The 21,635-nt window shown below is 57.1% G+C and carries 16 protein-coding genes; 4 read left to right on the forward strand and 12 right to left on the reverse strand.

Going from position 1 to position 21,635, the window contains the following annotated elements:
- The first annotated feature begins 321 nt into the window (after nt 1-321).
- The 4 genes from IG168_RS00725 to IG168_RS00740 all read left to right on the forward strand — a co-directional run bounded on the left by IG168_RS00725 (nt 322) and on the right by IG168_RS00740 (nt 5,719).
- On the forward strand, nt 322-1,344 hold the full coding sequence (locus tag IG168_RS00725; RefSeq protein WP_193161225.1) for a hypothetical protein: 1,023 nt from the start codon (nt 322-324) through the stop codon (nt 1,342-1,344).
- A 766-nt stretch (nt 1,345-2,110) separates the two neighbouring features.
- Nucleotides 2,111-3,196 (forward strand): pyruvate dehydrogenase (acetyl-transferring) E1 component subunit alpha, encoded by a 1,086-nt coding sequence (pdhA, locus tag IG168_RS00730; protein WP_193161226.1) that lies wholly within the window; start codon nt 2,111-2,113, stop codon nt 3,194-3,196.
- A complete protein-coding gene (locus tag IG168_RS00735; RefSeq protein WP_193161227.1) occupies nt 3,189-4,169 on the forward strand; it encodes an alpha-ketoacid dehydrogenase subunit beta in 981 nt (326 codons plus the stop codon). The genes pdhA and IG168_RS00735 overlap by 8 nt, the downstream gene beginning before the upstream one ends.
- A 32-nt stretch (nt 4,170-4,201) precedes the next feature.
- Nucleotides 4,202-5,719 carry a dihydrolipoamide acetyltransferase family protein gene (locus tag IG168_RS00740; protein ID WP_193161228.1) on the forward strand — a complete coding sequence of 506 codons (1,518 nt, stop codon included), beginning with the start codon at nt 4,202-4,204 and terminating at the stop codon, nt 5,717-5,719.
- Nucleotides 5,720-5,851: 132 nt separating this feature from the next.
- Here IG168_RS00740 and IG168_RS00745 read toward each other — a convergent pair whose 3' ends face one another.
- The 12 genes from IG168_RS00745 to IG168_RS00800 form a co-directional block, all read right to left on the reverse strand.
- Complete coding sequence (locus IG168_RS00745) at nt 5,852-7,708, reverse strand: cation:proton antiporter (RefSeq protein ID WP_193161229.1); 1,857 nt, start codon at nt 7,706-7,708, stop codon at nt 5,852-5,854.
- Between the two features lie 279 nt (nt 7,709-7,987).
- Complete coding sequence (gene pobA, locus IG168_RS00750; RefSeq protein ID WP_193161230.1) at nt 7,988-9,157, reverse strand: 4-hydroxybenzoate 3-monooxygenase; 1,170 nt, start codon at nt 9,155-9,157, stop codon at nt 7,988-7,990.
- Nucleotides 9,158-9,296: 139 nt separating this feature from the next.
- Entirely contained in the window at nt 9,297-10,241 is a 945-nt protein-coding gene (locus tag IG168_RS00755; protein ID WP_193161231.1) for a Gfo/Idh/MocA family oxidoreductase, read from the reverse strand.
- 12 nt (nt 10,242-10,253) lie between these two features.
- A complete protein-coding gene (locus IG168_RS00760; protein WP_193161232.1) occupies nt 10,254-11,093 on the reverse strand; it encodes a class III extradiol dioxygenase subunit beta in 840 nt (279 codons plus the stop codon).
- Nucleotides 11,094-12,413: a protocatechuate 4,5-dioxygenase subunit alpha gene (gene ligA, locus IG168_RS00765; RefSeq protein ID WP_193161233.1), complete on the reverse strand. Its 1,320-nt coding sequence runs from the start codon at nt 12,411-12,413 to the stop codon at nt 11,094-11,096.
- The gene (locus IG168_RS00770; RefSeq protein ID WP_193161234.1) at nt 12,406-13,449 is read right to left on the reverse strand and encodes an amidohydrolase family protein; all 1,044 of its coding nucleotides are present in this window, start codon (nt 13,447-13,449) and stop codon (nt 12,406-12,408) included. Before IG168_RS00770 ends, ligA begins: the two co-directional genes overlap by 8 nt.
- A 27-nt stretch (nt 13,450-13,476) precedes the next feature.
- On the reverse strand, nt 13,477-14,403 hold the full coding sequence (locus IG168_RS00775; RefSeq protein WP_193161235.1) for an NAD(P)-dependent oxidoreductase: 927 nt from the start codon (nt 14,401-14,403) through the stop codon (nt 13,477-13,479).
- Nucleotides 14,400-15,497 (reverse strand): 4-oxalomesaconate tautomerase, encoded by a 1,098-nt coding sequence (locus tag IG168_RS00780; RefSeq protein ID WP_319024630.1) that lies wholly within the window; start codon nt 15,495-15,497, stop codon nt 14,400-14,402. Before IG168_RS00780 ends, IG168_RS00775 begins: the two co-directional genes overlap by 4 nt.
- The gene (locus IG168_RS00785) at nt 15,494-16,195 is read right to left on the reverse strand and encodes a 4-carboxy-4-hydroxy-2-oxoadipate aldolase/oxaloacetate decarboxylase (protein WP_193161236.1); all 702 of its coding nucleotides are present in this window, start codon (nt 16,193-16,195) and stop codon (nt 15,494-15,496) included. Before IG168_RS00785 ends, IG168_RS00780 begins: the two co-directional genes overlap by 4 nt.
- Before the next feature lie 139 nt (nt 16,196-16,334).
- Nucleotides 16,335-17,612: a gallate dioxygenase gene (locus IG168_RS00790; RefSeq protein ID WP_193161237.1), complete on the reverse strand. Its 1,278-nt coding sequence runs from the start codon at nt 17,610-17,612 to the stop codon at nt 16,335-16,337.
- A gap of 16 nt (nt 17,613-17,628) precedes the next feature.
- Nucleotides 17,629-18,924, reverse strand: a complete 1,296-nt coding sequence (locus tag IG168_RS00795; RefSeq protein ID WP_193161238.1) for an MFS transporter — start codon at nt 18,922-18,924, stop codon at nt 17,629-17,631.
- 166 nt (nt 18,925-19,090) lie between these two features.
- Nucleotides 19,091-21,514, reverse strand: coding sequence for a TonB-dependent receptor (locus IG168_RS00800; RefSeq protein WP_193161239.1), 2,424 nt, complete (start codon nt 21,512-21,514; stop codon nt 19,091-19,093).
- Between the last annotated feature and the right edge of the window lie 121 nt (nt 21,515-21,635).

A 21,635-nucleotide genomic window follows, 5' to 3' on the forward strand; every position in this document is an offset into this window, starting at 1 on the left:
AGACATGCGTTACACGTCTCTGGGCAACGTGGACAAGGCAATTCAAAGTCACCAGGCCACGCATTGACGATCTGGAATCGCAGTGACGTGGCGAAGAAATCTCTAGTCGTCAATGGTGCCACTACAAATGAGGCCAGGTGAAAAGTTTGCCCTGAGTCCATTTATTCGTTAGCTGATTTTATTAAACCCAGACTGAAGTGAACCCAGCCGTTTGGCGTACTTTTTGCCAACACGACCGCACTGCCTTCAATGGTAGCTGGACACTACCCCTCCCCCTGACTATGCCTATATTTCCACCCTATTAAACCGGCACGGTCACGCATGAACCCGATACTCTCCCGACTATTCCCCAGCGCCCTTCTCCTGGTATCCGGTATCTGTCACGCCAACCCTGCGTTTTTTATCGATACGCCTGAATTACTACGCAAGGCGCAGGAATTTGTCCATGCTACCTATCCAGATATTCAAAAATCTGAATTGGTTGCATCTGGCGACACCTTCCATTTTTCATGTACGCCGGAGCGAAAACGCTATCGGCAGGAGGAAGCCGCCAGGCAGTGCCTGAAGCATCCCTTTTCCTCTACACCGTGTAGTGTGGAAGTCAATCTGATGCTCCGATCGACAGTTGAACAAACTATAACTGCCCAGAGGAATGGTCTTTGTCTATTTAGCACTCACTACCGTCCGGTTATTGTCGAATTCTTTCAGGATGGTGCTATTGAGGCAAGACGGCCAGAGTTCCAATTCCAATCCGGGGAGACTGGTGACTGCAATGAAGATCACACACCCAGGGAGATAATCGATCTTGCAAATACGCACGAGGCCATACTGGCGAAGGAGTACTCTACTTCAACTTCAAAAATGAGCAGCGAAGTTATTGCAAATCCAGATGGCTATTTCATGGTTGACTATAAAGCGCTTTTTCAAAATGCGCAGAATGCCATACTGGAGAAATTCCCTCAGGCAAGTACTGAGAACCTCCACCTTACTGACTCCCATTTCAGTTTCATTTGCGATGACCAAGTTCGCTGGAAACAGGTAAATCCGCGCACCCTCCAGATCCCCTCCCAGAAAGAAAGCATCGACTTATGTCACACCAGTTTTACATTTGTTTCAGGCAGTAGCAGGATCGAACAATTTCAAGATGCCGATTCTGGCTCAATCAAGTGCCGGTCTATTGTTCCCAATCACGGATACCACGTGAATGTATTCAGTGATGGCAAAGCCGAAGCACACCGGACTGGCGTTGGCTATTATCGAGAGGCTTCCTGCGACAGCATCAGCGATATACCTTCTGTAGATGAGGCCATCACGCAGTATCGCCAATTGAGCGTTTCTCAGTAATTGATGTGGACCTAGCCAGTTGAAACATCGCCGGGCGCCTACGGAGAGCCTTCTGCGCGCTTTTCTGCTACTTCCTCCGGCGCGATCAGGCTGACAATCTGCCAGTCGGGCGCAAGCGCAAATTCATGTGAAGTCGTATCGATATGGATTTTCCCCTGCGGGTCAACCGCATAGAGTCGCGTGACGCGGTTACCGTGGTTTCCCGGCAATTATCAATGGCGAAAGCTCCCGTAAGGCGGGTGGTCCTGATCGTTGCACCATTCGCCACCAGGCTGACAAGGCGGCTGTAGGTGGCGTTCTCGGAAAAGAGTTCCAGTTTTTTACGCACTCTTCCGACACCTGGTAACTGGCCCGCCCCTCCTGTGTACCGGGGATGAGCCCAAGCACCGAGCCTTTGTCGAGCAAGTGCTCGAAGTGGTAGGTGATCAGTGGGGTGAGTTGCTTGTAGGGGGATAGCACCAGCATCTTGCCAACTGCGGAAGGATCCATGGTCAGGCTGGCATACTCCGAGATCGGATTGCCCTCGCAAATGGGGATATTGTCCAAACGCGCCCGACGTGCTGAAAAATAGTAGGAGCCAATTTACGCCGATGTTCTTGCGCCACTGCCCCCTCGCACCCTGCACATCCATCCGGCACATCCATCCGGCACAGAGCGGTTTTCTTTATTAGTATTGATGGAAGTGCCCTCGACGCGTTTCCGCAGCCTTTTTCCAGTTTGCCGCAGTGCGTTTCCACAGCAGCCGTTGCCAGCCAAGGAGACTTTCATGCCCCGTGTAAAGATCGGCCTGAAGTATCAGCTCGAATACCTCTCCATTCTGGATGAGTCTGGCGAGGCCGACACGAGCCTGGACCCGGATCTCTCCAAAGAGCAACTACTCAAATTCCACCACGCAATGCTTCTAAGCCGCCGCTTCGACGAATACATGCTCAAGCTGCAACGCCAGGGGCGGATAGGGACCTTTGCGCCGGTTAAGGGCCAGGAAGCTGCACAGATCGGCGCGGTCGCGAACCTGGAAGATGACGATTGGCTGGTGCCGGCATTTCGCGAAACTGCGGCCGCCATCTGGCGCGGTACGCCGCTGAGCGGCATGCTGCTTTACAACGCGGGCTACAACGAGGGTGGACGGATACCGGACGAACAGAACGACCTGCCCATCGCAATTCCCGTCGGCTCACAGATTCCCCATGCGGTGGGGATCGCCTACGGTTGCCGCTACCAGGACACCGACCGGGTGGCTCTCACATTTTTCGGCGACGGCGCTACCTCGGAAGGTCCCTTCCACGAAGCCCTGAACCTGGCCATGCTGTTTGAAACGCCCACCATATTCGTATGCCAGAACAATCACTGGGCCATCTCGACACCTCGCGATCGCCAGACGCGATCGGAAACCATTGCGCAGAAAGCCATCGCCTACGGTATGCCGGGGATTCAAGTGGACGGCAACGACGTCCTCGCAGTCTATTGCGCGGTGCGCGAGGCCGTGCAGCGGGCCAGGGACGGAGATGGTCCCACGCTGGTCGAGTGTGTCACCTACCGTATGGAAGTACATACCACCGCCGACGACCCGACCCGCTATCGGGATGAAGAACAAGTGGAACAGTGGGCCAAGCGGGATCCCATCGAGCGGCTGCAGAAATACCTCAAGCACAAGGAAATGCTGACGGACGAGGACATAGAAAAAGACGAAAAGGAAATCGAACAGACTGTGAAACAGGCCTGGCAGGACACGAAAGAACAGATCGACGCATTGAGCGATGCGTCGGTCATCTTTGAATACCTCTATGCCGGGCGTCCGCCCTACCTGGAGGAGCAACGCGAGGGGTTCGTCGGAGGGCAGGACAATGGCTGAGTTGACAATGAGCGAAGCGCTCAACCTTGCCCTGCGCGAAGCCATGGACGGGGATGACGACATTATCACGCTCGGCGAAGACGTCGGCGTGAACGGCGGCGTATTCCGCATTACCGACGGCTTGCTCGACCGCTTCGGCGACAAGCGCGTCCTCGATACCCCGGTGGCAGAAACCGGCATCGCCGGCATGGCTATCGGACTGGCCATATACGGGCTCAAACCGGTTTGTGAGATACAGTTTTCGGGTTTCAGTTACATGGCCTTCAACCAGATAGAAGCGCACGCGTCACGCATGCGCTGGCGCTCCCGCGGGCGATTCCACGTGCCGATTGTATTTCGCATGCCGTTTGGCGCGGGCGTGCACGCCCTGGAACACCACTCCGAGAGCAAGGAAACGATCTATGCGCACATTCCGGGCCTGAAGATGGTCATTCCCTCCGGTCCGCGCAACGCCCGCGCATTACTGATCAGCGCCATCCGCGATCCGGATCCGGTCATATTCTTCGAACACAAGGCGTTGTACCGGGCGTTTCGCGAGGAAGTTCCCGACGAAGAAGAAACTCTGCCCCTCGGCGAGTCCCGCACCGCCCGAGAAGGCACGGACCTGACCATAGTGGCCTACGGGGCCATGTTGCACCGGGCGCTGGAGGCCGCAGAAAAGCTGGCAAAGGAGGATGGCGCGGAGGCGGAAGTCATCGACCTTATCAGTCTCTCCCCACTCGACGACAGCCGCTTCACCGAGTCGGTCCGCCGCACCGGGCGAATGGTGGTGGTCCATGAAGCTCACCGGAGCTTTGGCCCCGCCGCCGAGATCATCACGCGCCTGATGGAAAAATCTTTCTACTACCTGGAGGCGCCGGTGGAGCGGATCACCGGATACGACATCCAGGTTCCCTACTTCGCCCGAGAACAGGATTACCTGCCCAGCGTTGAACGCATTCTGGACGGATGCCGCCGCGCGCTGAATACCTAGCGCAGGAAATACACCGAAAGGAGCATATCCCTATGGCCCGTGAGTTTCGATTGAAGGATCCGGGAGAGGGCGTTCACGAAGTCGAGATCATCGAGCTGCACGTGAAATCCGGTGATACGGTCGCGGACGGCGACGACCTCGTGTCGGTAGAGAGCGATAAGGCGGCGATTGACATTCCGGCGCCCTTCGACGGTACGATCGAGGACATCAGCGTAAAGGAAGGTGACACGGTACGCGTCGGCGACGTACTCATGACCTATCGCGAAAAGGGCGAAAGTCCATCGGAGGACACAGGCAAAGCCGAGCGTGACAAATCCGAACCGGAGACTGCAGAGCCCGATGCAGAAAAGGGGAAGTCACAACATTCGGAAAAGAAGGACAAAGAAAAAAAGGAACAGGAGAAAGAAAAGAAAAAGGAAATAGAAAAGAAAGATAAGGAGAAGGAGAAGGAGAAGGAGAAGGAGAAGGAGAAGGAGAAGGAGAAGGAGAAGGAGAAGGAGAAGGAGAAGGAGAAGGAGAAGGAGAAGGCAAAAAAGAAAGAGAAAAAAAGGCAAGAGAAAAAGCAGGAAAAAGCCGTACAAACTAAAGAAGAGCGATCCCGAGCTGAATCAACAGAAGCCCGGTCGCAGTATGGGCGCCCCGCCCCGGCCTCACCGGCGACACGCCGCGTGGCGCGGGAGTTGGGTGTTAACCTGCACCAGGTCGAGGCCACCGGCCCCGAGGGCCGAGTCACCACTGAAGACGTCCAGGCATTTGCCGAAGATAAGGATAAGCAGCAGGCCGGTCGTGGTTCCGCGCGCCGCGAGACTCCTGAGCTGCCCGACTTCGAGCAGTGGGGGCCGATTCAACGTAAAAAACTGCGCTCGATACGGCGTGCGACAGCGCGTCAGGTTGCGCGGGCCTGGTCACAGATTCCCCACGCCACCCATCACGACAGCATTGATATCACGGCGCTGGAACAGTTCCGCCAGAAGCACAAGGGCATAGTGGAAAACGAGGGCGGCAAGCTCACCCTGACCGCGCTATTGATCAAAGCGATTGCGGTATTACTGCGCGAGTTTCCCCGCTTCAATGCCAGTCTGGATACTGAAAGCGATGAAATCATACTCAAGGAGTATTACCACATCGGCGTCGCCGTGCAGACCGACCGTGGCCTGATGGTACCGGTGTTGCGAGACGTGGAACGCAAGAGTCTTTTCGAGATTGCTATTGCGCTGACTGAATTGGCACAACGCACCCGAGCCGGGGAGGCTTCCCAGGACGACCTGAGCGGCAGCACCTTTACCCTGACCAATCCCGGGCCGCTTGGCGGCGCAGGATTCGAGCCTATTATCAATTACCCTGAAGCAGCAATTCTGGGGATGGGCAAGGCGCAATTACAGCCCACTGTGCAGGGTACGCTGGAAGATTACGATATCTTGCCTCGACTGATGCTACCGATCACCCTGGCATACGATCACCGCCTCAATGACGGCGCAGATGCTGTCGAGTTCATGGATCGACTCAAGACACTATTGGGCGATCCAGGCCAATTCATGCTTTCGATATAGACTATAAGGCCCGTGCGACGGGATCTCATTGCGGCGCCCCCGCGGAGGGTATTGAACCGCTCGCGGTTCGCTGGACATAAGCTTTGGTGACATGTGCCGGCCAATTTTGGCGCTTAAGAAAAATACGATTTCCTAGCCGGCTGAAACATCGCCGGGCGCCAATGGAGCGCCATCTGCGGACTTTTCCGCTGCTTCCTCCGGCGCGATCAGGCTGACAATCTGCCAGTCGGCCCCAAGCGCAATTTCGTGTGAGGTCGTATAGATATGAATTTTGCCCTGCGGGTCCACCGCATAGAGTCGCGTGGCGCGGTTGCCGTAGGTTTCCCGGTAATCCTCGATGGTGAAGGCTTCCGTGATGCGCGTGGTCCTGATCGTTGCACCTTTCGCTACCAGGCTGGCAAGGCGGCTATAGGTGGCGTTCTCAGAAAAGAGTTCCAGTTTTTTCGCGTACTCTTCCGACACCTGGTGACTGGCCCGCCCCTCCTGCGTACCGGGACTGAGACCGAGCACCGAGCCCTTGTCGAGTAAGTGCTCGAAGTGATAGGTCACCAACGGGTTGAGTTGCTTGTAGGGGGACAGCACCAGCACCTTGCCAACCGCAGAGAGATCCATGGTCAGGCTGGCATGCTCCGAGATCGGATTGCCGTAGTAAGTGGGGATATTTTCCATACGCGCCTCGCGTATGGCGTCCCAATTGGTATCCGCAACGATCACGGGCACGTCCTTGCCCATCAGGTCCTTCGCCAGCATACGCGCAAACCTGCCGCCGCCGAAGATCAGGTAACCGTTGGGAAAGCGGGCACGGACGCCCAGCAGTTTGGCAACGCCCTTGGCGGTCAGGCTCTGGAAGACGACGGTGACGATAATCACCAGAAACACCATCGGCACCAGCAGTTGCGATTTCGGCAGTCCCAGCGCATCCAGCTTCAGCGCAAACAGAGCGGAAACCGCAGCGGCCACAATACCGCGAGGCGCAATCCAGCTGAGCATCGCCAACTCGCGCCAGCTCAACCCCGACCCTGGCGATGACAGGAACACCGATAGCGGCCGGGCAACAAACATGATCGCCGCCAACACCAATAACGCCCCCCAGCCCAAATTGACGAGGGTGAAGAATTCCACGCGCGCCGCCAGCAGGATAAACAGCGCCGAAATAAGCAATACGCTGAGGGTTTCCTTGAACTCGAGAATGTCATCGACATCCAGGTTCTTCATGTTGGCCATCCAGATGCCCATCACAGTCACCGTGAGCAGGCCGGATTCATGGGCCATCAGATCCGAAGCGGCGTAAGCGCCGAGCATCAGGGTGAGCACTGTGGTATTGCGCAGGTAGTGCGGCACCCAGTTGTTCCTGAGCAGCGTGCCGAGGAACACGCCCATCAGTGAGCCGAGCCCAAAACCGATCGCCACCACCTTCAGGAAAATCAGCAAGGTATGCTCGACGGCATCGTGCGAAGCGACCAGGTACTCGTATACAAGTACCGCCAGCAGCGCGCCGATGGGGTCGATGACAATGCCCTCCCAGCGCAGGATGTTGGAGATACGGGTATTGGGGCGCACCGAACGCAACATCGGCACGATAACCGTCGGTCCGGTGACTGTGACAATGGCACCGAACAGCGCCGCCAGTTGCATGGGCATGCCGAGCACATAGTAGGCGGCCGGCGTGGCGACCAGCCAGGTCACCAGAGCACCCAGCGTGCACAGATTGCGTACCATGATGCCGTGCCCGGCGAGATCGGAAAGCTTCAGCGTCAGCGCCCCCTCGAACAGGATAATCGCGACGGCCAGTGACACGAGCGGGAAAAGCAGGTCACCGAACAGCGCATCGGGGTCCAGTACCCCAGTCATCGGCCCCAGTGCGATCCCCGCCAGCAGCAGGGGCAGGATCGCCGGCAGCTTGAGCATAAAAGCCAGGTACTGACACGCAATCGAGACGATTCCCACCATCACCAGCAGCGCCATTGGGTTCGAGAGGATTTCTGCCATAGTACGGGTGGGCCGATTGCTGTATGAATTGAAGCGCCAGAGTATAAGTTAGTGAATCCCCCCGAAAATTCAATGACAGGGACATAGAGGCAGTGGCAACCGTATCTTCTGCCAACTAATGAGAAGCTTGTGGAAATTCGTTGTCGCCACAATCGACCAGAACGGCACAACAAATGGATGAAAAAGAAAATCTATCGCTGTGCACCGGATGAGAAATCAGACCGCGCTACATTCGGGGTTTGTTGAGAAGCAGATCATTGTCAGGCCTATTCCCGCTCTCTACAAAGGCAAACCCACATAATTCTCTGCAATGGCGAGCTGGGCCGCCGGGGATGACGCAATGTAGTCCAGCTCCGCCACCTGCATGCGCCGGTCGAAGGGAGAGTCGTCGGGAAAGCGGTGTGTAAGGCACGTTAGCGACCAGGAAAATCGCTCCGACTTCCACACCCGGGCAAGTGCTCGCGCGGAATAGGTTTCAATCCCCAGCGCATCTTTGCGCTTGAAAAAGCCGATCATCGCATCGGACAGGTAAACGATATCCGAGGCCGCCAGGTTCAGTCCCTTGGCGCCGGTCGGTGGCACTATGTGCGCGGCATCGCCGGCCAGAAACAGGCTGCCATGGCGCATTGGCTCGAATACATACGAACGCAGCGGTGCGATCGACTTCTCCAGAGCCGGCCCGCGGGTGATATTGCCGGCGACCTCTGCCCCCAGGCGCAAGGACAGTTCGTCCCATACCCGCTCGTCTGGCCAGTCTTCCACCCGCTCATCGATTGGCACCTGAATATAGTAGCGGCTGCGGGAATGGGAGCGCATGGACGCAAGGGCAAATCCCCGCGCGTGATTGGCGTAGACCAGCTCGTGCCGACAGGGTGGCACTTCTGCGAGCATCCCCAGCCATCCAAACGGATATACCCGCTCGAACTCCCGCCCTGCCCTCTGGGGAACCGACCGGCGTGACGGCCCGTGAAACCCATCGCAGCCCGCAATAAAATGCGCTTCCAGCCGCGCGCTCTCCCCGCCTTTGACGAAAGTGACATAGGGTGTTTCAGTGGTGATTTCGTGGAGTTCCACATCCTCCACTTCCCACAAGACCTCCAGCCCTCGATCCGGCGCTGCGTCTAACAGGTCCCGGGTGACTTCTGTCTGCCCGTAGATCATCACCTGCTTGCCGGTGAGTTCCGCGATATCGATGTGAATCAGTCGCCCGCCGTCGGCAAGACAGAAGCCACTATGGAGCAGTCCTTCCGCGTGCATACGGCGGTTTATCCCGAGCTTGTCGAGAATGTCCATGGTGGTGCGCTCGAGCACGCCAGCGCGAATACGTCCTTCCACATGGGCACGGCTTTGACGCTCCAGGATCACACAGTCAATGTCCGCCTGGCGTAACAGGTGTCCCAGCATCAGCCCGGCGGGACCGGCCCCGATAATCGCTACCTGGGTTTTCATGCGACCTCCATCACCTTGTATTTATCATCGAGGTGGTCTCACTGCTGACAGATATTCGCGTTTTTTGGCGACAGTCACTCCAGCGCCAGCTCGGCATCCGCAACTGACCGATAGCGCGCAACGATATCGCTGACTCCAGTTACCCTGAAAGCTGCTGCTCGAGCTGGTGCAGCACGCGGTAACAGGACAACACCCCGGCCACGCTGGCATTCGGTTCGCGCCCTTCCTGGATCGCCGCGAAGAATTCGCGATCCTGCAGCTCGATGCCATTCATGGATACGTCAATCTGTGAAACATCTACCGCGTTTTCGCGGCCGTCGACCAGATCGTCATAACGGGCGATATAGGTACCGTTATCGCAGATATAGCGAAAGAAGGTTCCCAGCGGGCCGTCGTTGTTGAACGACAGAGACAGCGTGCAGAGGGCTCCATTGGCAGCTTTCAGCTGGATAGACATGTCCATGGCAATACCCAGCTGCGGATGAACCGGCCCCTGGACGGCATTGGCCTGCACAACTTCGGCACCGGCCTGGTACTGGAATAAGTCGACCGTGTGAGCGGCGTGGTGCCACAGCAGGTGATCGGTCCAGGAGCGCGGTTCTCCGGCGGCGTTGATATTCTTGCGGCGGAAGAAATAAGTCTGCACGTCCATCTGCTGGATATTCAGCTCACCGGCCTCGATGCGACGGTGAATCCACTGGTGCGAGGGATTGAAACGGCGGGTGTGCCCGACCATACACACCAGGCCGCACTCGCGCTGCTTGGCGGCCACCGCCATCGTATCCTCCCAACTGTCTGCCAGCGGAATTTCCACCTGTACGTGGACGCCCGCATCCATGCACTGAATAGCCTGGGCTGCGTGTAGCTGCGTGGGCGTGCAGAGTATCGCCGCATCGATACCGGGCAGTGCCAGCGCGTCGCCCAGTTCGGTAAAAACATGGGAGATACCGTATTCATCGGCGATTTTCTGCGTGGGTTCCAGGCGACGCCCCACCAGCGCGACAACTTCGACACCATCGATATTTTTCAGACCATCCAGGTGTTTCTTCCCGAACGCACCCGCGCCCGCAACGATTATTTTCATAGTCGTCTCCAGTTATTGATTTTCCAGGATCAGGTGCCCCACCGCGGTATTGGAGGCGGGCACGTGGTAAAAGCGATGCCGTACGCTGACTTCTGCATCCAGCGCACCGCGCATGATCATCCACATCACCAGCTCGATACCCTCGGAGCCGGCGCAGCGCACATAGTCGATGTGCGGCATTTGTGACAATCCCTCCGGGTCGTCGATAATCCGGTCGAGGAAATTGTTGTCCCACTCCCGGTTGATCAGCCCGGCCCGCGGCCCCTGTAGCTGGTGGCTCATACCCCCGGTGCCCCAGATCTGCACATTGAGGTCCCGATCGAAGCTGTCCACAGCACGCCGGATCGCCTTGCCCAGCTCATAGCAGCGGTGCCCGGACGGCACCGGGTAGAGCACCACGTTGACGGCAAAGGGAATCACCCTGCACGGCCAGCTGTCCGGCTGCCCAAACATCAGGGACAGCGGCACCGTCAGCCCGTGATCCACATCCATTTTGTTGGCGACAGTAAGGTCGAAGTCGTCCTGAATCACCGACTGGGCCAGGTGGGCGGCGAGCTCTGAATGTCCGACGACATCGGGCACCGGACGCGGCCCCCAGCCCTCGTCGGCGGGACTGAAGCGTTCGGCGCAGCCGATGGCGAAGGTCGGCACCAGATCCATGCTGAAGGCACTGGCGTGGTCGTTGTACACGAGGAAAATCACATCGGGCGTATTTTCGGCCATCCACTGTTTGGAGAATTCATAACCCTCGAACAGTGGCGCCCAGTAATTGTCTCCGGTCTTCCCCAGATCTATGGCCGCGCCGATCGCCGGCACATGGGAGGTGGCTACACCCGCAGTAATTCTGGCCATTTACTTGCCCTCTTCCCTGCTCGCCGGATACAGGTTGCCTCCCGGGTGCCGACCACCCTGCTGCATCATCTGGGCGTACTCATCCTGAGAGAGACCTGTCATGGTCGCCGCTGCATACTGGAAGCTGAGTCCGTCCGTGGAGAAAATTTTGGCCAGGAAGTAAATATTGCCACCGAGGGCAATCATGCGGTTGTAATCCCGGTCGATTACCGCCTGCTTTTGGGCTTCGCTCATTGGCCACTGATCGAGATAGGCCCTCTCATCTTCCTTAAACCGCTCCCGGTTCTGCGCCTTCATCAGCGACATACAGAATTGGTTCAGCTGGTAGCCGATACGCCCCATATCCTGGTCGAAAATGGTGGTACCGGGAATATCCGCATAGGGCTTTCGCTGCGACATTCCATCCTTCCGGTCAATTCGCGCGTCCGCTTCCTCGGGCCAGTAAAGGCGCATCGGGTTTTCCACTAACAGCTTGTGCTGCAACGCGGTGGTCACCGCAATGCGCGGAATAAAGTCCACCAGCAGCCCCTCGTCTGGCGTGTGTGACGCCATGTTCGGATGTGGCCAGTCCGTGCCCCACAGCACCCGATCCGGGAAAGACTCCACGACCTTCCTCGCAAAGGGCACCACGTCGTCATAGCGATAGCTCTGTTGCCTGGTGAGCCGCTCAGGGCAGCTCACCTTGCACCAGAAATTTTCATGTTCATGCAGCAGGCGCAGGAACAGCGTGAATTCCTCACCATCCACCGGCTTGCTGACGTCCGGGCGCCCCATATGATCCACGACTACGGTAGAGGGCAGCGAGGTGAAAAAATCGTAGTGCTCAGGCAGCTCACTGGCTTCGAAATAAATCACGATATGCCAGCCCAGGGGGGCTATTTTGGCCGAGATCTCCGCCAGGGCGTCGTAGGGTAGCTTGTCCACCAGTCGCTTGACGAAATTGAAACGCACGCCGCGAACACCGGCCTGGTGCAGCGCCTGCAATTCGTCGTCACTCACGTCCTGTCGCACCGTGGCGACACCGCGGGCCAGACCATTGGCATCCTGCAGGGCATCAACCAGGGCGCGATTATCTGCGCCGTGACAGGTGGCCTGGACAATCACATTGCGACTAAAGCCGAGATGATCGCGCAGCGCCCAGAGTTTTTCCTTTGGTCCATCACAGGGGGTGTATTTACGCTCCGGGGCATAGGGGAACCGATCGCCCGGGCCGAAGACATGACAGTGGGCATCGACAGCACCCGGCGGAGCGACAAAGGTTGGTTTGCTAGGATTGGGGTGATAGACGCGCCAGCCGAAATCCATTGTGAACTCACTCAACTTCAGTCACCTCTTTATTTTTGCCCATCGCCCGAAGCCTCTTGTCCAGACGCGGGTACACCCGCCGCGCATTGCCCTCGAAAACCTTGTAGCGTTCCTCCTCGGTAAGCTCGAGGCTGTCCAGGTAGCGCTTGGTGTCGTCAAAGAAGTGGCCGGTCTGCGGGTCTATGCCGCGCACTGCGCCCACCATTTCGGAACCGAACAGGATGTTGTCGATATCGATTACATTGAACAGCAGATCGATACCCGGCTGGTGGTAGACGCAGGTATCGAAGAACACATTCTTCATCACGTGCTGGTCTAACGGTGGTTGTCCCAGCATATCTGCCAACCCGCGGTAGCGCCCCCAGTGATAGGGCACCGCGCCACCGCCGTGGGGAATAATGAAACGCAGTGTGGGGAAATCCCGGAACAGGTCGCCCTGGATAAACTGCATAAAAGCCGTGGTGTCCGCATTGATATAGTGGGCGCCGGTGGCGTGGAAATTAGAGTTGCAGGAACCGGACACATGGATCATCGCCGGCACATCCAGCTCTACCATTTTCTCAAAGAAGGGATACCAGCTCTTGTCAGTTAGCGGCGCCGAGGTCCAGTGGCCGCCCGAGGGATCCGGGTTGAGGTTACAGCCGACGAAACCCAGCTCCTCTATACAGCGCTCGAGCTCGGCAATGGAGTTGGCTATAGACACGCCTGGTGACTGGGGCAGCTGACAGACGCCGATAAAGTGCTCGGGGTAGAGTTCCACCACCCGCTGGATCAGGTCGTTGCAGGCGCTGGTCCACTGTTGGGAAACTTTTTCATCACCCACGTGGTGGGCCATGGCCGAAGCCCGCGGCGAGAAAATTGTCATATCGGCGCCGCGCTCGCGCAGCAGACGCAGCTGGTTCTGCTCGACGCTCTCGCGGATCTCGTCATCGCTGATGCGCGGCGGTGCGGGTAGCGGTTGGCCGCCCTCAAAGGCAGCCAGCTGGGCCTCGCGAAATTCCTGGTGGGATTTCGGCGCGGTGGTGTAGTGGCCGTGGCAGTCGATGATCACTTTCTGGAACTCCTATTAACTTGGCCGTTAACCCGGCTGTTTAACCGGTAATTTATCTTTCGCAAGGGAGACTTGCTGGCTCCCCTCGATAATCGCATCCAGCATTGACTCCAGCCCTTCGCACTCCGGGACTTGGGCAAACTGCGCAGCCCAGGCCTGGCGTTCGGCACAGCCTTCGCTCATATGTGGTGTCAGGCCTGCCTCGCGCACGGTGCGGGCGGCCTCGGCCATTTCCTCGGCGCGGCGCCGGCCGTGCTCGAGACTGCGGGAAATCATGTAGCGTGCCTGCTCCGGCCAGTCCGGCAACGGAAAAATATTGTCGAGTGAAGCCAGCACTTCCCGCTCCACACCAAACTGGCGCGCCGCGAGCAGCGACTCTGCCAGCAATGCCTCCATCCCCTTGATCATTACACTGCGGCACATTTTGGTTGCGGAGGCCCGGCCCAATTCAACACTGCAGAACGCCATACCGGAGAAGCCCAGTGCCTGCCCCAACGGCAGGAATTCCTCGGCGTGAGGGCCGCCCACAAGAATCGGGGCAGCGATACGTCGTGGCTCGATCGGCGACATGATGCTGCCCTCGACAAAACGGCCGCCGGCGTCTTCCACCCGTTTGGCGATGGTGCGCTTGGTACTGGGCGAGACGGAGTTCAGGTCGAGGTAGTAGGCGCCCGGGCTCAGCCCCGGCAGTACCGCTTCCGCTGCCTGCAGCGCCTGGCCTGCCGTTACCGCGGAGATAATGAGCTCACACCCCACTGCCATTGCCGGTGCACTGCTCGCGCTCCGCACCCACGGCCGCTCCGCAAGAGCCCGGGAAGGGAAACTGTGCGGATCGCGACACAACCGGTCAAAGGCGACCAGCCGTGTACGGGAAGAAAAAGCAGCGAAGTCGGTGGCTAGTATCGCGCCCACTTCGCCGAAGCCGGTCTGACCAACCGTCCTAATTTGTTTCATTCGTCACTCCAGACTGAAGCCGGTACCAATACTTCGCCGCGCATCAAAAGCCGCGCGGTGCGCAGCAACGCTGCTCGTTCCACCCGCGGCATCCGGATATCGCCTGCGAGTTCAATGTCTACGCTGAAAAAACCACTCGGGTGTTCCACCTCCAGGCGCTGGGCACCGGAACCGATATCGATACCCGAAACCTGTTGGGCCACCGAGCCCGGCAGTGCGCAGGCAGTGGCCACGCTGACTGCACCAAGTACGCCGATGGCCTCGTGCACCCGGTGCGGGATAAAGGTGCGGGTGCAAATGGCCCCGCCGCTGCGGGGCGGCGCCACCAGGGACATCTTCGGCACCGTCTTGTTGCGCACATCGCCGAGGTTCATGCGCTCGCCCATCTGCAGGCGTATGGATTCCACCCTCGCTTTCAGTTCCGCATCCGTTTCCAGGTCCGCGGGACTCTCGTAGCCGGTTTTGCCGAAGTCCGCTGCGTTGAGCACCACTACCGGCATCCCGTTGTCGATACAGGTCACGGCGACGCCGTCCACCTCGTCCACAACCTGCCCGGTGGGCAGGAGGGCTCCGCAATTGCTGCCGGCAATATCGAGGAACTCGAGCGGTACCGGGGCCGCGGTTCCCGGCACACCGTCGATGCAAACGCTACCCTCGTAATCCACCACGGCATTTGGAGTCTGCACGCGCGCTACCGCGATGCCGCCGCTATTGACCATATGGATACGCACATCTGTCTCGCCGTCACTGGCCTTGACCATTCCCTTTTCGATAGCAAAGGGACCGACTCCGGCGAGAATGTTGCCGCAGTTCTGGCTGTCACTGACTTCGGCGCGATCCACCGCCACCTGCAGAAACAGATAGTCCACGTCAGCCCCTTCCCGTGCAGACGGAGAGATGATGGCCACCTTGCTCGTCAGCGGATGCGAACCACCCATGCCGTCGATTTGCCGAGGATCGGGAGATCCCATGGCTGCGAGCAATACCCGGTCGCGCTGTGCCCTGTCAGCCGGTAGATCCGAGCCGAAAAAATAGAGGCCCTTCGAGGTACCGCCGCGCATCAGCCAGCAGGGAATGGCAACCTGGACCGTCACCCCTTTTGCTCCCGCCAGCTTTCATACTCGACGTAGGTCAGGCCCTTGGCTGCCAGGCGCTCGCGCATTTGATAGATATCCAGCCCCAGTTCGCCTCTCGCCAGGCGCTCTCGCTTGCCCGCCTCATTGGCCTCGCGAGTAAGCGCCTGATCGAGCGTGGCAGCAGCCTGCAGACGGGGTACGACCACCACACCGTCGTCGTCGGCGACGATCAGGTCACCGGGGTTGACCAGGGCGCCGGCACACACTGCCGGCACATTGACACTGGCGATAGTCTCCTTGACCGTACCCTGGGCGCACACGGCCCTGGACCAGACCGGGAAGCCCATCTCGGTAAGGGTGGCAATATCGCGCACGCCCGCATCGATGATCAGTCCACGTACACCCCGCGCCATCAGGGACTCAGCCAACAGGTCACCAAAGTAGCCGCCCTTCCAGGGGCTGGTGGGTGAAACCACCAATACATCTCCGGGCCGGCACTGTTCCACGGCCACATGAATCATCCAGTTATCCCCCGGCGCCACTTCACAGGTAACCGCACAACCGGAAATGTGGGCAGGCCGATAGATTGGACGCATATAGGAGGCCATGAGGCCCTTGCGCCCAAGGGCCTCGTGCACGGTAGCGACGCCCAGCTTGCCGAACTGTTCCACCGTGGCTTCCGGTAGGCGGGGAGTATTGGTAACGACTACGGCCATGCTAGATCTACCTCACAAATTGATTCGGATAACTTTTAATGACAGATGCTAGGGAGACGGAGGGTCCTGGTCTAATGGATTCGGCTTTTCCGGCCATGAAAAAAAATTTCCGCAAAAAAATTAACAGCACCAGCCGCCCTCAATCCTCCTCAACGGCTTCCGTCTCATCGCCACCCGCAACGGAATACTGGATGGAAACATTACGCGTGGCCTGGAACTCTTCCAGCGTAAGGCCCGCCATCTGGGCATAGACATCCAGGTTGGACAGACCGATAACCGCCGCCATTTTTTCCAGGACAAAAAATATTACGCCGTAATGGATCAGGCCAATCCAGTCGCGGGAGTCCAGCAGTCGTCGCTCTTCGGTAGACAGGTGAAACTCGTCGTACAGTTCTGCTGGTGAATCGATAAAGCGCTGCCGGTGCTTCGGAAGTACAAGGCGATGCAGGAAATCATTTAAATGAAAGGCCTTGTGCGCTCGCTCGAGGGTAAACGGGTGCGTCCCCTGCAGCTCTTCAATTCCCGCCAACTGGTGCTGGATAAGGTTTCGGTGCGCCGCCAGATGGGAAGCCTCTGAGTTGCCCAGGTTTTCGTAAATCACCGTAGCAATATTCGTCATTGAAGGCAGGTAACTGCCCCTGTGGACGCACTTTATCTGTGATGACAAAGCCCCTCTCATGATCAGCCACATAATGACTTCGGCACCTTCCAGTCCTCCCAGCCGGGCGAAATCTGCGTGGGTATATTCTGTTAATGTTTCGGGGTCCCTCTCCAGAAGATCGAGAAAGTGCTCATCCCATTCGGTATTGTTAAACCCGCACCGTTCCCCGTGAACCTGATGGGACAGGCCTCCAGTTGCCACCAGCGTTACAGTGAGATCTTCCGGATAGCTTTCGATGGCTTTCCGCAGCGCTTTTCCCAACTTAAAACAGCGCTTCGCCGTCGGTATGGGAAACTGCAGCACGCCAACCTGAAGGGGGACTATCGCCTTTGCCCAGACTTTCCCCCGGTCTGTCATCATCGACAGCGGCGAAAACATGCCGTGATCAATCGGCTTTTTCTGGAAAAAGGAGATATCGAACTCGTCGGCGAACAATGACTGACCGATATGCCTGGAGAGTTCAGCATGCCCTGATACCGCTGGGTAATCCCGTGGCCCACCGCCCTCGTCGGCTGTCGCGTACTGGCTGTCCACCCCAAGCGCAAAAGGTGAATAGTGATCAAAGAAAAATGACGTTATATGGTCGTTATAAATGAAAAAGAGGACATCGGGCTGCTTTTCCGCCAGCCATATCTGAACGGGATCAAATAATTTAAAAACTTCTGACCAAGCCGGGTCCTCAGCTGTCTTTGTATCTTTGGCAAAACCTATCGTTGGCGAGTGGGAAGCCGCAATCCCACCAATAATTCTGGCCATCGTAATTCCTGAATCATTAACTACTGACAGTGAAAAACCGGTTAATCAGAAAACCGGCAATGATCAGTGGCATACCGAATACCACGAACGTCCAATCGATTGAAATGCCAGCCCCCAACATAAGACCGGCAACAGCTGGACCGAGCACCGCGCCTACACGCCCTGCCCCAATCGCCCAGCCAACCCCAGTGGTACGAATCTCTGTGGGATACAATCTCGCCGCAACCGCATACAGTCCGGTAAAACCGCCCTGAACGAAATACATAAGGAAGAAAATCAGTGCGAGAACAATGGCCACCGACGCATTGTTATTGCCATAGATAACAATCATCACAGCGCCGCAAATAAAGAAAATTGAAATGATTTTCTTAAGCCCGATCTTGGATGACAGGTATCCCAGGGTGATGGAGCCGAAGAAGGCGCCCAAATTGAGAGAGATACCCGCGTACATGGCATCTTCAACATCGAGCCCGGCCTCGACTGCGAGCTTTACGACCCAACTGAGCAGAAAATAGAGGGTGGCGAAGCTCATCATGAACGACAACCACAGGGTAATCGTCGCCGCTTTCAGGTCGCTCGAAAAAAGCGCTTTTACACCGCCGGCCTGTTTCTGGCTGTTCTCTTTTGCGGGCAGAGTATCGAGCGGCGCCTGTGCCATGCGCTGTAAAATACGATTAACCTTCGCTAGCGCCAATTGAGGCTGCTTCTTGACCAGGAACTCCAGTGATTCCGGCAATGCTGTCGCGACCAGGGGTATTGCGACGAGGGATGCACAGCCGGCGAAAACAAACAGCGATCGCCACCCGTATTCCGGCAAGACCCAAGCGGCGAAGAAACCGGCAAATATTGCTCCGATTGGATAACCGGCATGCAGGATCAGGATCGCCAGGTTGCGGCTCCTGTCCGGAGAATACTCGGAGACCATCGAGGTCAGGCTCGCCAACATTGAGCCGATACCTACGCCAGCGACAAGCCTCAACACCGCAAGCTGCGTGACCGACTCCGCATAGGCGGTTGCGATCATTCCCGCAGAAATCACACTGATACTGGCGAGAATCATATTTCGTCGCCCTATCACATCCGTGTAGGGAGAGACAAATACGGCACCAATCGACATGCCTACCAGGGCAGCGCTAAACACGATACCCAGCGCCTGAGGGGAAACCGTCCACTCCTGTGCGACAATGGGTGCCGCAAAGGAGATAGCAAGCACATCCATCCCATCCAGCATGTTTAACAGGAAGCAAATTCCGATCACCTGAATCTGCAATGCTGAAAGAGGTTTCTCGTCGACCAGGCTGCTTGCGCTCATAATTGTTGTTATCTCATTTATCGCTTTGAACCACTCAGACCACGGGGGTTCTTGATTCAGGTATCAACAGTGTTGTCGAAACCTTCGTTATTATTTTTATCGTTGAAATATTCGGGCAGGGATTCTCCCTGCCCGAATATTTCCACCCTGTGAGAGGGCGCTAGGGCTAGAAATTGTATGTCAAGTTGGCAAACAATACCCGCGGGCGGGCATAGGCGGCCTCGGCGTAACCACTGCCGGAACTGAGAGATGAATTGCCAGATACGCGGTACTCTTCATCCGTGGCATTATTAGCACCGACAACAAGTTTCCAGTCAGCGTCCGGCGCCTCCACCGCGACAGATAAGTCAACTACGGCATAAGAGTCCATCTGCGCAATCAACGCAGTATTGCTTGCGTCGAAGAAAACCGGATCGCTATAGGAAATATCTACGCGTGGCGACACCAGGTAGGTGCCCAGATCCAGGTTATACCCCACCCCGACATTGCCCTGTAATTCAGGCGAGAACGGGAGCTGATTACCCTGGGCAACACCCGAATTGACCGGTCGGCCCGGCACCACAATTTCCGCGGTTTCATCGATGGATGAATCGAGATAGCCGAGCCCACCTTCCACTATCCAGTTATCGCTGGGCAGCCAGGTGAACTCTAGCTCGGCACCATCAATGGAGGCCTTACCAGCATTGAATATCCAGGGCGCAATAAATACCCGGTAGGTGAATTGCAGGTCGGTGTAATCGGACGAGAACACAGCACCGTTGACCCGCAGGCTGTCGCTCAAATCCGACTTGAAGCCGAGCTCGTAAGTCTTGACCTCTTCCTGATCAAATTGGTGACCGGCCTCCAGATCTGACTCCGTCAGAGCGAAATTGAAGGTCGAGTTCCAGCCGCCACCTTTAAAGCCTTCCGAGTAGCTTCCATACACCATTGTTGTATCGGAGACGTTGTAGCTCAGGCTTCCGGAAACAGTGGTTGCGGAAAAGTCTGCCTCGTAACGCTTTTTAGGCAGGTACTTGACTTCAGGATCGATGTAATCGAACTGGTCGGGAATCGATGCCTTGGTTTCCTCGGTACGGCGTATACCCAGTGTTGCACTGAGCGTTTCAGTAACGTCGTACGTCAGTTGTCCAAACATGGCGACGGACTGGTTATCAGTTATGTTGTTGTCACTGTCCAGGTGACAACGGTCAGTTCCCTCCCCACAGGAGAACCCGGATGGCCGATCAGCCACCTGGACCTTCAGGATATCGGTGACCGTTTCATCGTAATAGTAGAGTCCGGCCACCGCGGTCAGACTCTCACTTTCGTAGTTGAGCTGAAACTCCTGGGAGAACTGGTCACCTGAAGAGTCAAAGTCCGTGTGCAGTATCGTGAATGGGGTATTATCCGCGTCGCGCTTGCCGGTCCACGCCAGCTCACGGTACGAGGTAATTGACTTCAGCGTTGTGCTGTCGTTGAGGGACCACTCGAGATTTGTAGAAATACCGCGATTATCCAGAGTACTCTCGACCGGATAAGTACCGTTGCTCGCATAGGGGCCAGCGTCCCACTGGCTGTTAACGCAGCGGGGGTCGGCATTCTCGCCGACGTAACCCCTGGGGCCGCCGCCAGCTGTCAGCAAGCCCGACACATCCAGTGCCGACCCATCTGCAGTTTCAACCGGTCTTCCGGGCGGTCCAGGTTGGGCAATCCACGCATCGGGACAACCCGCGCCAACACTCTGGTTAGCCCCGAACCAGGCTGCATCAGCGCTGGTGTCATTAACATCGGTATTGTTGTTGTAACCGGCAAAAACCAGAGGGGAGCCGTTTTCGTCGGCTTCCGTATAATCGAGGTTCAATTTGGCCCGGAAACTGTCGCTCGGCTCGAACACCAACTTGCCGGTAAGGGTCATGTTATTGGTATCACCGAGATCGGTACCGTCAGATACGCGGATCACATAACCATCCTGCTGCTTGGAACCAATGGTGAAACGGGTTTTCAGCGTGTCGGAAACCGGCAGGTCTACCGCGCCGAATACTTCAAACAGGCCGTCCTCGCCCATGCCAACTCTGGCCTTTCCGCCCAGCTCATCTCCCGGCTCAGTTGTGCTCAGCAGTACTGCGCCGCCGATAGTATTGCGGCCAAATAGCGTACCCTGCGGGCCGCGAAGGACTTGGACATTGGCGATATCGCGCATTTCCATGCTTCCGCCAACCGACTGCCCCATATACACGTCATCGATATAGAGACCTACCCCGGGATCCGTATTGGCACGGGCACTGATCTGGCCGACACCACGAATAAAAATCACCGAGGAGTTATTGTTCCCCGCCAGGGGGGCATTGTTGCTGAACTGGAGGTTTGGAGTAATTTTCCCGATATCATCGGAACTGTTGATCTGGCGCCTCTCCAGCATATCTCCGCTAAATGCGGTGACTGCGATAGGTACTTCCTGGAGGTTTTCCTCTACTTTACGTGCGGTCACGGTTACTTCTTCGATCGCATAAGCGCTCTTGCTCTCCTGAGCGAAAGCCAGGTTGGCGACAGCCACACCGGCAGACAGCACACTCACCGCAGGCAATAAACCCCTAAATTTATTATTGTTCACAGGAACCCTCCCTTGGGTTATTGGCGTTATTTTATTTTAATTTGCACTTCTCGCTTTCTCTCAATCACCCGAACACGACAAAATCAGACACGATTATGAACGTGTTTGATGATGGCTATTG

Origin of the sequence: Microbulbifer hainanensis (assembly GCF_014904735.1) — a bacterium.
Classification (GTDB): Bacteria; Pseudomonadota; Gammaproteobacteria; order Pseudomonadales; family Cellvibrionaceae; genus Microbulbifer; species Microbulbifer hainanensis.

What these genes read in the sequence shown, in the direction of transcription:
- IG168_RS00755 (WP_193161231.1), bottom strand. Translation starts at nt 10,241, where the DNA reads ATGAAAATAATCGTTGCGGGCGCGGGTGCGTTCGGGAAGAAACACCTG.
- IG168_RS00785 (WP_193161236.1), bottom strand. Translation starts at nt 16,195, where the DNA reads ATGGCCGTAGTCGTTACCAATACTCCCCGCCTACCGGAAGCCACGGTG.
- IG168_RS00775 (WP_193161235.1), bottom strand. Translation starts at nt 14,403, where the DNA reads ATGAAACAAATTAGGACGGTTGGTCAGACCGGCTTCGGCGAAGTGGGC.
- IG168_RS00735 (WP_193161227.1), top strand. Translation starts at nt 3,189, where the DNA reads ATGGCTGAGTTGACAATGAGCGAAGCGCTCAACCTTGCCCTGCGCGAA.
- IG168_RS00740 (WP_193161228.1), top strand. Translation starts at nt 4,202, where the DNA reads ATGGCCCGTGAGTTTCGATTGAAGGATCCGGGAGAGGGCGTTCACGAA.
- IG168_RS00745 (WP_193161229.1), bottom strand. Translation starts at nt 7,708, where the DNA reads ATGGCAGAAATCCTCTCGAACCCAATGGCGCTGCTGGTGATGGTGGGA.
- pobA (WP_193161230.1), bottom strand. Translation starts at nt 9,157, where the DNA reads ATGAAAACCCAGGTAGCGATTATCGGGGCCGGTCCCGCCGGGCTGATG.
- pdhA (WP_193161226.1), top strand. Translation starts at nt 2,111, where the DNA reads ATGCCCCGTGTAAAGATCGGCCTGAAGTATCAGCTCGAATACCTCTCC.
- IG168_RS00795 (WP_193161238.1), bottom strand. Translation starts at nt 18,924, where the DNA reads ATGAGCGCAAGCAGCCTGGTCGACGAGAAACCTCTTTCAGCATTGCAG.
- IG168_RS00725 (WP_193161225.1), top strand. Translation starts at nt 322, where the DNA reads ATGAACCCGATACTCTCCCGACTATTCCCCAGCGCCCTTCTCCTGGTA.
- IG168_RS00760 (WP_193161232.1), bottom strand. Translation starts at nt 11,093, where the DNA reads ATGGCCAGAATTACTGCGGGTGTAGCCACCTCCCATGTGCCGGCGATC.
- IG168_RS00790 (WP_193161237.1), bottom strand. Translation starts at nt 17,612, where the DNA reads ATGGCCAGAATTATTGGTGGGATTGCGGCTTCCCACTCGCCAACGATA.